Raw genomic sequence first — 14,478 nt, 5'->3', positions numbered from 1 at the left:
AAAGCACCGCAAAAATGCGGTGCTATGCAAAAATCACTTAGACAGACAGGGTAAATGTACAGGAAATGATAAGGTAGCATCGCTACCACGTCTGAAATGCAGACAGTAAATAAATAGCAAACACAACATCACAACCACAAGCCAAAAACACATCAGCTAGCTGGTGCGCTTTTCGTTCCGGCTCAGGGAAGTGGCGCTACTATAGGTATTTGCTGGTACATCCTCAACGGACAATTTATAATGCATCGGATTACAAAAACTAATGGCAAATCGCGGTGCGACTCCCGGGATAAGCCGCTTATGAAGAATCCGGTTTATGTCGAAACGATTGCCGCCTCTCAATGCCCTACGTGTCTTTGATGCTGCTGCCCGCCACCTGAGCTTTACCCGTGCGGCCGAAGAGTTATTTGTTACCCAGGCTGCCGTCAGCCATCAGATCAAATCGCTGGAGGATTTTCTCGGCCTGAAATTGTTTCGCCGTCGTAACCGTTCTTTGTTGCTGACGGAGGAAGGGCAGAGCTATTTTCTGGATATCAAGGAAATCTTTTCCGCGCTCAATGAGGCAACCCGTAAATTGCAGGCACGCAGTGCTAAAGGTGCGCTTACCGTCAGCCTGCTGCCCAGTTTTGCCATCCATTGGCTGGTTCCCCGTTTATCGAGTTTTAATACCGATTACCCCGGTATTGATGTGCGAATTCAGGCTGTTGATCGTGAAGAAGAGCGGTTGTCTGACGATGTGGATGTGGCGATTTTTTACGGTCGGGGTAACTGGCCGGGGCTGCGGGTGGAAAAGCTCTACGCTGAGTATCTGCTACCGGTTTGTGCGCCGCAGTTACTGGCAGGAGAGCATCCGCTGAAAACGCCGGCTGATTTGGCATGGCATACGCTGTTGCATGATGCCTCACGGCGTGACTGGCTGGCTTACACCCGCCAGCTAGGTATCGCACAAATTAATGTGCAGCAGGGGCCGATTTTTAGTCATAGTGCGATGGTGTTGCAGGCGGCGATCCACGGGCAAGGGGTGGCGCTGGCTAACAATGTGATGGCGCAGACGGAAATTGAGGCTGGCAGATTGGTGTGCCCGTTTAACGACGTGCTGGTCAGTAAGAATGCGTTTTATCTGGTTTGTCATGACAGTCAGGCGGAACTGGGTAAAATAGCCGCCTTTCGTCAGTGGATCCTGGCGCGGGCGGCCAGCGAACAGGAAAAATTCCGTTTCCGCTACGATAACACGGCGCGTTGATCGACCGTTTTCGTTGCACATTCCGTTTACACTGAACCCACCGGGTTCAGTCCCTATTTTTTGATAATGGATACACTCGAACGATGAACAGCCGTTTTATGTTGATATTTGCTGCCGTCAGTGGGTTTGTCTACGTGGCATTGGGCGCATTTGGCGCACATGTACTGAGCAAGTCGCTGGGCGAAGCTGAAATGTCCTGGTTACATACCGGGCTCCAGTATCAGGCGTTTCATACGCTGGCGATTCTGGTGTTGTCGGTGATGATGCATCAACGGGCGAATGTCTGGTTTTACTGGAGCGCGGCGTTTCTGGCGTTAGGTACGCTGCTGTTTAGCGGCAGTCTGTATTGCCTGGCCTTGTCGCAGCTCAAACTGTGGGTATTTGTCACCCCGGTAGGGGGCTTCTGCTTCCTGACGGGCTGGCTGTTACTGTTAATTGGAGCCTTACGCTTAAAGAAAAAGGCTGAGTAGCATGAATAAAGTGATTTTGTATTGCCGCCCTGGGTTTGAGAAAGAATGTGCGGCGGAAATTACCGACAAAGCAGCGCGTCATAATGTTTATGGCTTTGTACGGGTAAAAGACAACAGCGGTTATGTGGTGTTTGAGTGCTATCAGCATGAAGATGCCGATCGACTGATTAAAGAATTACCGTTCCAGGAATTGGTGTTTGCTCGTCAGATGATGGTTTGTGGCGAGTTACTACGTGACTTACCACCGGAAGATCGCATCACGCCGATAGTGGGTATGCTGACTGGGGCGCTGGAGCGTGCCGGTGAGTTGCGGGTTGAAGTACCGGATACGAACGAAAGCAAGGAACTGATGAAGTTCTGCCGTAAGTTCACGGTGCCGCTACGCGCTGCACTACGGGAAAACCGCATTCTGCTGGCGCAGGAGAAAGCCAGCCGCCCGGTGATTCATGTGTTGTTTATCGCTCCCGGTTGCTGCTATGTCGGCTATTCCTACAGCAATAACAATTCGCCGTTCTATATGGGCATCCCCCGGCTGAAATTCCCTGCGGACGCCCCCAGCCGTTCGACGCTGAAACTGGAAGAGGCCTTTCATGTTTTTGTACCGGCTGACGAGTGGGATGAACGCCTCGCCAGTGGTATGTTCGCGGTGGATTTAGGTGCCTGCCCAGGGGGCTGGACTTATCAGCTGGTTAAACGCAGTATGATGGTGCATGCCGTCGATAACGGTATGATGGCGCCGAGCCTGATGGATACCGGGCAAGTTATCCATCATCAGGCTGACGGTTTTCGTTTTGAGCCACCACGCAACAATATCTACTGGCTGGTGTGCGATATGGTAGAAAAACCGGCCAAAGTCACCAGCCGTATGGCGGACTGGCTGGTTAATGGCTGGTGTCGTGAAGTGATCTTCAATCTCAAGCTGCCGATGAAAAAGCGTTATGAGGAAGTGACCCAGAATCTGGCCTTGTTGGCGCAGCGGCTGGAAGAGAACGGCATTAACTTCGAGATTCACGCCAAGCACCTCTACCATGATCGTGAAGAGGTGACTGTCCACGCACGACGTATTTGGGGTGCGATTCCCGGTCGTCGCGACGAGCGCTAAGTGTGTGACTGGGCTGCCGTTGGCCGCAAGACGCATATCATTACGCCAACGACAGCCTGACTTTATGTCTCTAACCCCACATGCCTAACCCCACGCCTAACCCGATACGGGCAGACGCAATTGTTGCAGGTTGCCGTTCAGTACCAGATCGGTTCTGAGTGTCGCAACCTGACGGCAACGGTAAGCCATCTCTTGGTGTGATTCGAGCTTGCGACGCCATTTCTCCGGTATCTGTTCTAACTGCTGGTACAACGCTTCCAGCGAGCCAGCTTGTTGCAGCAACTGTGCGGCCGTTTTGGGCCCAATACCGCTGACACCGGGTATTTTGCTGCTACTAATACCCGCCAGCCCCCAGTAGTCCGGTAGCTGCTCTGGTTGCACACCAAACTCCTGTTGGATGAACGGGACATCCAGCCAACGCTTTTGAAAATAATCGCGAATGCGCAGGGTAGGGGCCAGTAACTGGCAGTAGCCTTTGTCGGTTGACACGATGGTGGCCTGGTGCCCTTGGGCGGTGACTTTGCTGGCAAGCGTAGCGGCCAGATCGTCCGCTTCATTGCCTGGCGAGTGCCAGCTCGCGACCCCGAGCGCCAAAAAGGCCTCTCTTATCTGCGGCAATTCATTCGACAAATTTTCCGGCATAGGTGCGCGACCGGCCTTGTACTCCGGTAGCAACTGGTGGCGCCAGCTCTGGTCACGATGTTCGTCGTCAAAAACGGCAACGGCGTGGGTGGGTCGACTGTGCTGGAGCAACTGATTCAACGCATGCTGACAAGCGGTCAGACAAGGCGAGCCCTGTACCGCATGAATGCGTCTTATCAGGTTGAGCGCATCGACAATTAATAGGTGTACGGCCATAAGTGGTGATCATGTGAGTGGTCGCCACCGGCTAATGCCGGTGGCTGACTGATGGTCAGGAACAGATTTCATAGCATGGCACATAGGCGCTGCCGGGCAGCTTCATGCGCTGCTGGGAGACAAAGTCCTGCAACAGCCGGTCCATGTTTTTCATGATGTCGGCGTTACCGTGCAGTTTGTAAGGGCCGAACTCTTCGATCAGGCGGATACCTGCGTCTTTGACGTTACCGGCCACGATACCGGAAAAAGCCCGGCGCAACGTCGCAGCCAGCTGTTCGGCAGGCTGGTCGGGATGCAGGTTGAGGTTCGCCATGTTCTCATGCGTCGGCTCAAACGGCAGTTGCAGGTCTGGCGCGATACGCAGCGACCAGTTGAAGCTGTAAGCATCGCCGGTGTGGCGTCGGTGCTCTTTCACCTGCGGCATGGTTTTCTTCATTTGTCGGGCGACTTCGGCCGCATCGTTAATGATGATGGAATAATAGCGGCGAGCCTGACGCCCCAAGGTACTGACAATGAATTCATCAAGCACCCGGAAGTAGTCGGCGCTTTCCCGCGGGCCGGTAAGAATAATCGGCAGCACCTGTTCGCTATTGCACGGGTCCATCATGATCCCCAGCAAATACAGGAACTCTTCCGCCGTACCCACCCCGCCGGGGAAAATCACGATGCCATGACCGATGCGCACAAAGGCTTCCAGGCGCTTTTCAATATCCGGCATGATAATCAGTTCGTTCACCAGCGGGTTAGGGGGCTCAGCCGCGATGATGGAAGGTTCGGTCATCCCGATAAAACGCCCATCCCGGTAGCGCTGCTGGGCATGGCCTACAGCGGCACCTTTCATTGGCGCTTCCATCGCGCCCGGACCGCAACCGGTACAAATGTTCAGTTCGCGTAAACCCAGTTGACTGCCGACTTTACGGGCATACAGGTATTCGTTTTCATTGATGGAATGACCACCCCAGCATACAACCAGGTTCGGCTCTTCGCCGACGTGCAGGGCTCTGGCGTTACGCAGAATAGAAAACACCAGATTGGTAATGTGGGTGGAATCTTCAAGATCCAGATTTTGATAACGGCCCGCATTCGCTATCTGGCCGCTCACAAACAGGATGTCGCGCAACACGGCGAACAGGTTGGCTTGCAGCGAGCGGATAATTTGCCCATCAACAAACGCCTCTTCGGGGGGGTTGACCAACTCCAGTTTGACGCCACGCTCACGGCGCAGCACGTTGATGTCGAAATCCTCGTAGCGGGAGAGCAACTCCTTGCTGTTGTCCGTTTGACTGCCAGAATTCAGTACAGCGAGGGAACAGTTGCGGAATAACCGGTAAAGATCGCTGCTGGCGGTGCTTTTCAGCATGTCGACTTCCAACTGCGACAATAAATCCATGGACCCTAACGGGCTGATGTGTGTGATCATACTACTCCCTGAAACGCAGTGTGCGGCTACAGTTGTTCAAGACATTGTTGTCGTTCATTGATAAATCCATACACTCATAAAACCATACAGTTATCAGACTTATGTATTGAGACAATACCGGGTTGATGCAATATCGTGCAGATACAACACGATGCCGAAACGAGATAACCGGGATACAAACGCGGGTTCAATGTGTTTGTGTGGCATGTTTCTCTGATACCTCACCTTAACGTGTCGCATAGTCTTTTGCCAAGGTATGCTCGTGCTTCAACAGTAAAGTTGCGCGGCGTTACGCACTTTGATGCGTATTCTGTCGACGTCGGGCAGCATAATCAGGATAAAATGCGTGTCAGTAGCAGTTAACCGGTACAGAGTGAGAGGCAAGATGGAGCAGCAGGTATCACAGGCGCTGAGCGTATTCACCCGGCATTATGTCGAGCTATGGCAACGAGAAACCGGGCACCCACCGGCGAGCGATGAGCTGTACGGCGTGGCTTCACCCTGTATTGTCGCAACATTGGAAAACCAGGTGCACTGGTTGCCACAGACGTCGGCCACCCCTATGCAACTGGATGGCGTTGAGAAGGCGCTGGAGATTCAGTTACACCCGGATATTCATGCTTTTTACACCAGCCAATTTGCCGGTGATATGACGGCACGTTTTGAGACGCTGGATTTCACGCTGCTTCAGGCCTGGAGCGAGGATGATGTCATTCGTCTGCAGGAGAATCTGATTGGTCATCTTTTGACACAAAAACGACTAAAATTGTCACCTACATTATTTTTGGGGACAACGGATGCTGAAATGTCGCTAATCTCTTTATGTAACCTGAGTGGCGAAGTGGTGTTGGAAGAATTTGGTACACGTCAGCGTCGGGTGTTGTCACCCAATCTAACTGATTTCCTGTATAAGCTGTTGCCATTGATTCCATAATGCTGAATCGCGTTTCGCTTTTCGGCGTGTGAGAGATCTCTTACATTGTGTGTAAGCGATCTCTTATCTTTAATCTTAAACTAAGATTTCCATTCGATTTTTGTATTATTAATTAATGAATTAATGGCAATCGCCATCAAGGCGCACTTTTTGTATGGCTATTGTGGCATTTGGGTGGCTTGCTGATTCGCTTTAATTAATACATCTTATTATTCAGTTTCGTAACACGGTAACAGGTTATGTCGACCATGCCAGGAGGGCAGGACGCGTAAACGTTGTTACAGCCAGACTCTTTTTTCAGGATGAAATAAGGGACACCTCCAGGATGGAGAATGAGAGCCGGCCTGGGAATGCCGGTGGGGCAGGAGCCTAAAGGAATGGGATCACGGATGATTGTGAAGGAGCGAACGTCACGGATGAAAGAGGGATCGCCAGCAAGGATTGTGGGTTAGGACGACCATAAAGGACAAGTTTTCAAGGACGAGCAGGGAAGCAACAAGGTAGCGGGATTGCTGCAAACGAACCAGAGGGAACCGAGAAATCGGTTCCCTCTTTTCGTTGTGGGTTTATCGCTCTTTTATTATCTCGCTTGCCGTGGTTGTGCCGATGTCGGGGATCGGAGTGCCAGAATACCGTAACGATGCTATGCTTTGCCACCCTGTTATTGTGCCTGATGAGACCCCGGCCCATGAGTGTAGAGATTCAGATTCGACAATCGCTGTTTGCTATTGAGCGTGCGCTGAAAGCGAGCCCGCTATGGCAGTCTTCTGCGCCTGACGAAACCGCATTTGCCAGCCAGGAGCCGTTCTGTATCGATACGATGGCGGCGGAGCAGTGGCTGCAATGGGTTTTTTTACCGCGTATGCATGCATTGCTGGATGGTAACGCGCCGTTGCCAACGCGGCTCGCGATTCTGCCTTATTTCGAGGTGGCGTTCGATGGCCGCTCGGCGGAAGTGGGTGAGTTGCTGACGCAACTGCGTGTGCTTGACGCTTTGTTTGAGGAATAAGGATGCTGGAGATTGTTTATCAGGATGAGCATCTGATAGCGGTAAATAAACCATCAGGTTGGCTGGTGCATCGCAGTTGGCTGGATCGCAAAGAAAAAGTGGTAGTGATGCAAACGGTGCGCGACCAGATTGGTCAGCATGTGTTTACCGTACACCGCCTCGATCGGCCAACCTCCGGCGTATTGTTAATGGCGTTATCGTCGGATGTGGCGCGCCTGTTGGCGCAGCAGTTTGAGCAACATCAGATGGAGAAAATGTATCACGCGGTGGTACGTGGCTACGTGATGGAAGATGGCGTCATTGATTATGCTTTGACGGAGGAGCTGGACCGCATCGCTGATAAATTCGCCGACCCAGATAAAGCGCCACAGCCTGCCGTCAGCCATTATCGGGTGCTGGCTCATGCTGAATTGCCTGTGGCTATTGGGCGTTACGACACGGCTCGTTACAGCCTGCTGGAGTTAACGCCTAAAACCGGTCGTAAGCATCAGTTGAGGCGACATATGGCGCATTTGCGTCATCCCATCATTGGGGATACGACTCACGGTGATTTGCGTCAGAATCGTGGCATGGCGTCGCACTTTGGCTGTGCCCGCTTGATGCTGCATGCCAGCCAATTATCGCTCATCCATCCGGTTACCAACGCGCCGCTGGTTATCACGGCGCGCTGGGATGAGGCATGGCAAGGCGTCATGACGCAGTTTGGCTGGCAAGGCCATCTCCCTGATGTTGAAAGGGTTGAGTTTCCGTTGGCGTCGGGTCAGGATAGCAACCTGACGTCAGCGTAAAAAAGGAGAGTCAGCGTCATGGCGCAAGTAGGTATTTTTGTTGGCACCGTATACGGTAATGCGTTGCTGGTTGCGGAAGAAGCGGAAGGCATTCTCAAAGCTCATGGACATGAGGTGAAAATTTTCGAGGATGCTTCAGTGGATGACTGGCTGGCTTACAGTCAGCAAACGGTACTGGTTGTGACCTCTACCACCGGACAAGGGGACTTGCCTGAGTCTATCCTGCCGTTGTACGAGGCGCTGCGCGAAAAAGTGGGTTATCAGCCAGACCTGCATTATGGGCTGATTGCGTTGGGCGATAGCAGCTACGATACCTTCTGTGGTGGTGGACATCAGTTTGATGCCCTGTTACAGGAGATGGGTGCAAAACGTGTCGGCGAGTTGTTGGAGATTGACGCGGCTGAGCATCCGGAGCCGGAAGTGGTTTCCTGCCCATGGGTAGAGTCCTGGGCGGCGATGTTGACGGCGTAATGGCTGTCTGTATTCAGATTGTGAAAACGGGGCCTGATGGCCCCGCTTCTTGTATGGCTGGCGTGTGGTTGTTGTATCACCAACCGCGTTGGTGATACCCGCAAGCTTAACGTTGAGTCAGTTTTTCCAGATCGGCTTCGATTTCGCTGATCTTATTGGTGACCACGCTTTCCAGATGGCGCAGGTCAGACAGAATCTTGCGTTTCAAGTCCACTTCAGCCTGATCACGCTGGCAAATCTGATCGAGTTCATCCACGACATAACGCAGATTGGGGCTGATCTCGTTGATTTCTTTGTAACCCTGTCCGGCATTGTCTGCCACGATGGTTTTACGCTGGCGTGGATACTTGAATTTGACGCTTTTAGCGAAGAATTCCCCTTTATCCTTGCGAAAGTAAATTTTCAGAATATCGTTGTTGGCCTCCTGACGGAGACTGTACCTATCGATATCTTCCGGGTTGGAAATCCCAAGACTTTTCAGATTGTCGTACATAACACCACCTTTCTTGTTTTACGTCGGCCTGAAAAACTGTGCCAGTACTGTTGGTCGTGACGGCGAGATGCCGTAAAAAAATGGCGGGTTGTTACCCGCCATTCAGTTTAGTCGATAGTGGTATTAGTCGATAGTGCGCAATAACTCATTAATGCCCACTTTACCGCGGGTTTTCGCGTCCACTTTTTTCACGATCACGGCACAATACAGGCTATAGCTACCGTCTTTGGATGGCAGGTTGCCGGAAACGACCACTGAGCCTGCCGGTACACGGCCGTAATGCACTTCGCCGGTTTCACGATCATAAATCTTGGTGCTCTGGCCGATGAAGACACCCATCGAAATGACTGAGCCTTCTTCAACGATCACGCCTTCAACGACTTCAGAACGTGCACCGATGAAGCAGTTATCTTCAATGATAGTCGGGTTGGCCTGCAGCGGCTCGAGTACGCCACCGATACCCACACCGCCGGACAGGTGCACATTTTTACCAATCTGGGCGCAGGAGCCGACAGTTGCCCAGGTGTCCACCATCGTGCCTTCGTCAACGTAGGCACCGATATTGACGTAAGAAGGCATCAGCACGGTATTACGGGCGATAAATGCCCCCTGGCGCACGCTGGCCGGAGGGACGACACGGAACCCTTCACGCTGGAAGCGCGCTTCGTCGTAACCGGCGAATTTCATGGGCACCTTATCGTAGTAGCGGGTTTCCGCGCCTTCCATCAGGTGGTTGTCATTGATGCGAAAAGAGAGCAGCACCGCTTTCTTCAGCCATTGGTGCGTTACCCACTGACCGTTGATTTTCTCAGCCACACGCAGCACACCGCTGTCCAACTGGCTGATAACCTGATTCACCGCTTCGCGCGTCACCGCGTCCACACTGGCCGGGGTGATCTCTGCGCGACGCTCAAATGCGGTCTCGATGATGTTCTGTAATTGCTGCATCCTGTTTCTCTTTCGTGATTAATCAAACCAGGCCGCGTGCCACCAATACCAAATGGCGGAACGCAGCTTAATATTTAAGAAGCTACTTTATCGTTTGGGTCGAGGGCTTCTGTCAACCGTTGTTGCAATTTAAGCCGCAATTCGGGGCTTAATGCCCGCCTTTCGCTATCAGCCAGAATAAACAGGTCTTCGACCCGTTCGCCGATGGTGGAAATGCGCGCGCCGTGCAGCGACAAGTTGAGGTCGGCAAATACTTCGCCTACCCGAGCCAACAAACCGGGCTGATCGAGAGCAATCAGCTCCATATAGCTGCGCCTGTCGGTATGGGTTGGCAGGAAGCTGACTTCCGTTGGTACGCTGAAGTGGCGCAAGCGGGAAGAGGGTCGCCGCACCCTGGGATGCTGGTAATCCCGCTGGGTCAGGGCCTGCTCGATGGCATGGCGAATCATATCGTGCCTGTCCGGTGCCAGCGGGCTGCCGTCCGGCTCCAGTACGATAAACGTGTCCATCGCCATACCGTCACGACTGGTGAAGATTTGGGCGTCGTGTACGCTGAGATTCCGGCGGTCCAGCTCGCCTGCGACCGCTGCAAACAAGTAGGGGCGATCCGGGCTCCAGATGAAAATTTCGGTACCGCCACGGCTGGCCCGATGGCTAATTAAGACCATCGGCTTACTGGTATCATGCTCCAGTAAATGGCGGGCATGCCAGGCCAGTTGATTGGGCGAGTGACGCAGGAAATAGTCTGCACGGCAGCGACTCCAGATATGGTAGAGCGCTTCTTCGTCGATATTGTCCATACGCAGCAACGCCAGCGCCTGCAAACGGTGGTGACGCACCCGTTCGCGCAAGTCTGGCGAGTTCTGCATGCCGCGGCGCAACTGTTTTTCGGTGGCGAAATACAGCTCGCGCAACAGGCTTTGTTTCCAGCTGTTCCACAGCGTTTCGTTGGTGGCACAGATATCGGCCACGGTCAGGTTCAGCAGGTAACGCAACCGGGTTTCACTTTGTACCTGTTCGGCAAATTGCTGAATGACTGCGGGGTCTTGAATATCGCGTCGCTGGGCGGTGACGGACATCAACAGGTGACAGCGTACCAGCCAGGCTACCAACTGCGCTTCTCGTGAGTTCAGCCCATGCTGTGCGGCGAACTCCAGCGCGTCTTTGGCTCCCAGTTCCGAGTGATCGCCACCACGTCCTTTGGCAATATCGTGGAATAGTGCTGCCAGCAGTAATAATTCCGGTTGCGGCAAGCGCGGATACAGCTCTACGCACAGTGGGTGGGATGCGCGGGTCGCCTCTTCGGTAAAACTCTCCAGTTTCAGCAATACCCGAATGGTATGTTCATCCACGGTGTAAGCGTGGAACAGGTCAAACTGCATTTGCCCGACAATGTTGCCCCACAATGGCATATAGGCCCACAGGACGCTGTGGGTATGCATCGGCAACAGTGCGCGGCTGACGGCGCGCGGGTGGCGCAGAATGTTCATGAACAGGCTACGGGCTTCCGGTATGGTGCACAGTGGCTGGCTCAGGTGACGACGCGCATGGCGTAAATGCCGCAGCGTGGTTGAGTAAATCCCGGTGATTTCCTGATTGCGCACCATCAGGTGGAACATGCGGATAATCGCTTCGGGCTTGCGCTCAAACAGCGTTTCATCACGTAAGTCGATAAGCTGACCACGTAACTGAAAATCTTCATCCAACTGGCGAGGTTTTTCGCTGGTATCCAGCGCCAGTATGGCTTCATCAAACAGCTGCAGCAGCATCTGATTGAGTTCACCGACCCGGCGCGTCATACGGTAGAAATCCTTCATCATTCGTTCAACCGGCGCGTTGCCTTCGCCTTGATATTGCAGCAGTTGTGCCACATTGAGCTGCCTGTCGAACAACAAGCGGTTATCGTAACGCGGCAGGATCAGATGCAAAGCAAAACGAATACGCCAGAGAAAACTCTGGCACTCGTTGAGCTCGTTACGCTCAGCTTCCGTCAGGAACCCGAATCCCACCATTTCGTTAAGCGATGTCGCGCCAAAGTGGCGACGAGCGACCCAGAGCAGGGTGTGAATATCTCGCAATCCGCCTGGGCTGCTTTTGATATCCGGTTCAAGGTTGTAGCTGGTACTGTGGTAGCGCTGATGGCGTTCGCGTTGTTCTGCAATTTTGGCGGCGAAGAAGGTTTCTGATGGCCAGAACGCATCGCTGAAAATGTGCTTTTGCAGCATGAGGAATAGCGCCACGTCACCGCAAATCATACGGGATTCAATCAGGTTGGTGGCGACGGAAATATCCGCCCGTCCTTCTTCCAGACATTCATCCAGCGTACGCACACTGTGCCCGACTTCCAGCCGCAAGTCCCACAGCAGGGTGATAAACGTCCCGACTGCCTGCGACTGCGCATCGGTGAGCTTGTGCTGACTTAACACCAGCAGGTCAATATCCGACAGCGGGTGCAATTCCCCGCGCCCGTAGCCGCCTACCGCGACCAGTGCGGTTTGTGACGTACTTTCAAACCCATAGAACCGCCACAGCCGCTGCATCAGGTGATCGATAAATAGCGTGCGGGCGTCAATCAGGGCTTCCGCACTCACACCCGCTTTGAATTCTTCCGCCAGCCAGCTCTGAAACTGTTCCAGATGGGTTTTCAGCGTCTGACATTTCAGCATGTCGTCCGTAAAGGTTAGCGGTGAAGCGGGAATGGGGTGAGCCGTGAAGGGCGCAGAGCCGGTGATATCATGCGGGGAATTGTTGTCGATCATGTTGCGCCACCATAAACAAAAAAAAGCCGGCGTTAGCCGGCTTATGCTCAATTATTCCTGATGCGTGATGATGTTGGGGATGGTGTCATCCTTACGCAACGTCATTATTTCGCAGCCGTTTTCAGTCACCACAATAGTATGCTCGTATTGCGCCGACAAGCTACGATCCTTGGTTTTTACCGTCCAGCCATCTTTCATGGTCCGAATGCGGTAATCACCGGCGTTAACCATGGGTTCTACGGTGAACACCATACCCGGTTGTAACACGACGCCGCCGTCGTCAGCATCATAATGCAGTACCTGCGGTTCTTCATGGAAACCACGGCCGATACCATGACCACAGTACTCGCGCACCACAGAGAAATCCTGCGCTTCGACGTATTTCTGGATTTCGCGGCCCAGAGTGCGTAACCGGATACCCGGTTTTATCATCCGCAGCGCCAGATACAGGCTCTCCTGCGTTACTTTGCACAGGCGTTCCCCCAGAATCGTCGGTTTGCCGACGATGAACATTTTGGAGGTATCGCCGTGAAAATCGTCTTTGATCACCGTAACGTCAATGTTGACGATATCGCCGTCCTTGAGGGTTTTGTCATCACTCGGAATACCGTGACACACCACTTCATTGACAGAAATGCAGACGGACTTAGGAAAGCCGTGATAACCGAGGCAGGCGGAAATTGCATTTTGCTTGTTGGTGATGTGGTCGTGGCAAATGCGGTCCAGTTCACCGGTGCTCACGCCGGGCACCACATAGGGCTCGATCATCTCCAGCACTTCCGCCGCCAGGCGGCCAGCCACACGCATTTTTTCGATGTCTTCAGAGGTCTTTATTGAGATTGCCATTGAATTCAGTCCGCAGGTATCGTCATTTCGACGAAAGAGGGTCAGTAAATAGTGATTTATGGTATCAGCCCAGCCTGACACTGCCAAATCATCATTCCTTCATGGGACTGTCATCGCAGGCAGGATGTGTGGCGGTAGAATGCAACAAAAGTTGGTGTCCGGGGGCGGTTTATGGTATAAAGCGCGCCGGTGTTCCGGCTGGAGTTTCAGGTGACTGAGTTCCTGTCGGTTCAAACTGAACTCACTATGTGTATAACACACACGTGTCGACACATTCACCGGGGTGCCTGTAATGGTTTTCCATTCTGGTCGGTGTAATGGGACACGTGGAGGCATAACCCCATACTTAATCTATAGAGGTAATCATGGCAACTGTTTCCATGCGCGACATGCTCAAGGCTGGCGTACACTTTGGTCACCAGAAACGTTACTGGAACCCGAAAATGAAGCCGTTCATCTTCGGTGCTCGTAACAAAGTTCACATCATCAACCTTGAGAAAACAGTACCGATGTTCAACGAAGCCCTGGCTGAGCTGAGCAAAATTTCTTCCCGTAAAGGCAAGATTCTGTTTGTTGGTACTAAGCGCGCAGCAAGCGAAGCGGTAAAAGAAGCTGCTATCAACTGCGACCAGTTCTTTGTGAACCATCGCTGGTTGGGCGGTATGCTGACTAACTGGAAAACCGTTCGTCAGTCCATCAAGCGTTTGAAAGATCTGGAAACTCAGGCTCAGGACGGCACGTTCGACAAGCTGACCAAAAAAGAAGCGCTGCTGCGCACCCGTGAACTGGACAAGCTGGAAAACAGCCTGGGCGGTATCAAAGACATGGGCGGTCTGCCTGACGCGCTGTTCGTTATCGACGCCGATCACGAACATATTGCTATCAAAGAAGCAAACAACTTGGGTATCCCGGTATTTGCAATCGTTGATACCAACTCCGATCCGGATGGCGTTGATTACATCATCCCTGGTAACGACGACGCCATTCGTGCAGTAAGCCTGTACCTGAATGCTGTTGCTGCTGCTGTCCGTGAAGGCCGTTCTCAGGATCTGGCTGCTCAGGCAGAAGAGAGCTTCGTCGAAGCTGAATAATAAGGCCAGCTCTGTTGAGCCCTTATTAACCAGGTATTGACATATG

Annotated in this window: 14 protein-coding genes; 8 read left to right on the top strand and 6 right to left on the bottom strand. The window is 52.9% G+C overall.

The window, feature by feature from the left end; all coding sequences use genetic code 11:
• Positions 1 to 316 precede the first annotated feature (316 nt).
• The 3 genes from LF929_RS15655 to rlmM all read left to right on the top strand — a co-directional run bounded on the left by LF929_RS15655 (position 317) and on the right by rlmM (position 2,815).
• On the top strand, positions 317 to 1,243 hold the full coding sequence (locus LF929_RS15655; RefSeq protein ID WP_210176635.1) for a transcriptional regulator GcvA: 927 nt from the start codon (positions 317 to 319) through the stop codon (positions 1,241 to 1,243).
• 83 nt (positions 1,244 to 1,326) lie between these two features.
• Positions 1,327 to 1,713: a DUF423 domain-containing protein gene (locus LF929_RS15650; RefSeq protein WP_016942131.1), complete on the top strand. Its 387-nt coding sequence runs from the start codon at positions 1,327 to 1,329 to the stop codon at positions 1,711 to 1,713.
• 1 nt (position 1,714) lies between these two features.
• Positions 1,715 to 2,815 (top strand): 23S rRNA (cytidine(2498)-2'-O)-methyltransferase RlmM, encoded by a 1,101-nt coding sequence (rlmM, locus tag LF929_RS15645; protein ID WP_038903590.1) that lies wholly within the window; start codon positions 1,715 to 1,717, stop codon positions 2,813 to 2,815.
• Positions 2,816 to 2,911: 96 nt separating this feature from the next.
• On the opposite strand, the gene xni is transcribed toward rlmM, so the two are convergent.
• Both xni and ppnN read right to left on the bottom strand, forming a co-directional pair.
• Positions 2,912 to 3,673, bottom strand: coding sequence for a flap endonuclease Xni (gene xni, locus LF929_RS15640; RefSeq protein WP_210193851.1), 762 nt, complete (start codon positions 3,671 to 3,673; stop codon positions 2,912 to 2,914).
• A gap of 55 nt (positions 3,674 to 3,728) precedes the next feature.
• Entirely contained in the window at positions 3,729 to 5,093 is a 1,365-nt protein-coding gene (ppnN, locus tag LF929_RS15635) for a nucleotide 5'-monophosphate nucleosidase PpnN (protein ID WP_038903592.1), read from the bottom strand.
• 385 nt (positions 5,094 to 5,478) lie between these two features.
• Between ppnN and syd the strand changes: the two genes are divergently transcribed.
• The 4 genes from syd (at position 5,479) to LF929_RS15615 (ending at position 8,295) form a co-directional block, all read left to right on the top strand.
• On the top strand, positions 5,479 to 6,027 hold the full coding sequence (syd, locus tag LF929_RS15630; protein ID WP_038903593.1) for a SecY-interacting protein: 549 nt from the start codon (positions 5,479 to 5,481) through the stop codon (positions 6,025 to 6,027).
• 688 nt (positions 6,028 to 6,715) lie between these two features.
• Positions 6,716 to 7,036: a YqcC family protein gene (locus LF929_RS15625; protein ID WP_038903594.1), complete on the top strand. Its 321-nt coding sequence runs from the start codon at positions 6,716 to 6,718 to the stop codon at positions 7,034 to 7,036.
• A gap of 2 nt (positions 7,037 to 7,038) precedes the next feature.
• Entirely contained in the window at positions 7,039 to 7,824 is a 786-nt protein-coding gene (gene truC / locus LF929_RS15620) for a tRNA pseudouridine(65) synthase TruC (RefSeq protein ID WP_023639089.1), read from the top strand.
• 18 nt (positions 7,825 to 7,842) lie between these two features.
• On the top strand, positions 7,843 to 8,295 hold the full coding sequence (locus LF929_RS15615; protein ID WP_038903595.1) for a flavodoxin: 453 nt from the start codon (positions 7,843 to 7,845) through the stop codon (positions 8,293 to 8,295).
• A gap of 106 nt (positions 8,296 to 8,401) precedes the next feature.
• Here the strand turns inward: LF929_RS15615 and LF929_RS15610 are convergent, their stop codons facing one another.
• The 4 genes from LF929_RS15610 to map form a co-directional block, all read right to left on the bottom strand.
• On the bottom strand, positions 8,402 to 8,788 hold the full coding sequence (locus LF929_RS15610) for a DUF3461 family protein (RefSeq protein ID WP_016942188.1): 387 nt from the start codon (positions 8,786 to 8,788) through the stop codon (positions 8,402 to 8,404).
• Between the two features lie 123 nt (positions 8,789 to 8,911).
• Complete coding sequence (gene dapD, locus LF929_RS15605; protein WP_016942187.1) at positions 8,912 to 9,736, bottom strand: 2,3,4,5-tetrahydropyridine-2,6-dicarboxylate N-succinyltransferase; 825 nt, start codon at positions 9,734 to 9,736, stop codon at positions 8,912 to 8,914.
• 74 nt (positions 9,737 to 9,810) lie between these two features.
• Positions 9,811 to 12,495, bottom strand: coding sequence for a bifunctional uridylyltransferase/uridylyl-removing protein GlnD (glnD, locus tag LF929_RS15600; RefSeq protein ID WP_226092641.1), 2,685 nt, complete (start codon positions 12,493 to 12,495; stop codon positions 9,811 to 9,813).
• Positions 12,496 to 12,546: 51 nt separating this feature from the next.
• Positions 12,547 to 13,341, bottom strand: coding sequence for a type I methionyl aminopeptidase (gene map / locus LF929_RS15595; RefSeq protein ID WP_016942185.1), 795 nt, complete (start codon positions 13,339 to 13,341; stop codon positions 12,547 to 12,549).
• Between the two features lie 365 nt (positions 13,342 to 13,706).
• Here map and rpsB point away from each other — a divergent pair, with 365 nt between their 5' ends.
• The gene (rpsB, locus tag LF929_RS15590) at positions 13,707 to 14,432 is read left to right on the top strand and encodes a 30S ribosomal protein S2 (protein ID WP_016942184.1); all 726 of its coding nucleotides are present in this window, start codon (positions 13,707 to 13,709) and stop codon (positions 14,430 to 14,432) included.
• Positions 14,433 to 14,478: the final 46 nt, after the last annotated feature.

The organism is Dickeya oryzae (assembly GCF_020406815.2).
Taxonomy (GTDB): Bacteria; Pseudomonadota; Gammaproteobacteria; order Enterobacterales; family Enterobacteriaceae; genus Dickeya; species Dickeya oryzae.
This window is presented reverse-complemented; position numbering and strand designations above follow the sequence as displayed.

What these genes read in the sequence shown, in the direction of transcription:
- LF929_RS15655 (WP_210176635.1), top strand. Translation starts at nt 317, where the DNA reads ATGTCGAAACGATTGCCGCCTCTCAATGCCCTACGTGTCTTTGATGCT.
- LF929_RS15650 (WP_016942131.1), top strand. Translation starts at nt 1,327, where the DNA reads ATGAACAGCCGTTTTATGTTGATATTTGCTGCCGTCAGTGGGTTTGTC.
- rlmM (WP_038903590.1), top strand. Translation starts at nt 1,715, where the DNA reads ATGAATAAAGTGATTTTGTATTGCCGCCCTGGGTTTGAGAAAGAATGT.
- xni (WP_210193851.1), bottom strand. Translation starts at nt 3,673, where the DNA reads ATGGCCGTACACCTATTAATTGTCGATGCGCTCAACCTGATAAGACGC.
- ppnN (WP_038903592.1), bottom strand. Translation starts at nt 5,093, where the DNA reads ATGATCACACACATCAGCCCGTTAGGGTCCATGGATTTATTGTCGCAG.
- syd (WP_038903593.1), top strand. Translation starts at nt 5,479, where the DNA reads ATGGAGCAGCAGGTATCACAGGCGCTGAGCGTATTCACCCGGCATTAT.
- LF929_RS15625 (WP_038903594.1), top strand. Translation starts at nt 6,716, where the DNA reads ATGAGTGTAGAGATTCAGATTCGACAATCGCTGTTTGCTATTGAGCGT.
- truC (WP_023639089.1), top strand. Translation starts at nt 7,039, where the DNA reads ATGCTGGAGATTGTTTATCAGGATGAGCATCTGATAGCGGTAAATAAA.
- LF929_RS15615 (WP_038903595.1), top strand. Translation starts at nt 7,843, where the DNA reads ATGGCGCAAGTAGGTATTTTTGTTGGCACCGTATACGGTAATGCGTTG.
- LF929_RS15610 (WP_016942188.1), bottom strand. Translation starts at nt 8,788, where the DNA reads ATGTACGACAATCTGAAAAGTCTTGGGATTTCCAACCCGGAAGATATC.
- dapD (WP_016942187.1), bottom strand. Translation starts at nt 9,736, where the DNA reads ATGCAGCAATTACAGAACATCATCGAGACCGCATTTGAGCGTCGCGCA.
- glnD (WP_226092641.1), bottom strand. Translation starts at nt 12,495, where the DNA reads ATGATCGACAACAATTCCCCGCATGATATCACCGGCTCTGCGCCCTTC.
- map (WP_016942185.1), bottom strand. Translation starts at nt 13,341, where the DNA reads ATGGCAATCTCAATAAAGACCTCTGAAGACATCGAAAAAATGCGTGTG.
- rpsB (WP_016942184.1), top strand. Translation starts at nt 13,707, where the DNA reads ATGGCAACTGTTTCCATGCGCGACATGCTCAAGGCTGGCGTACACTTT.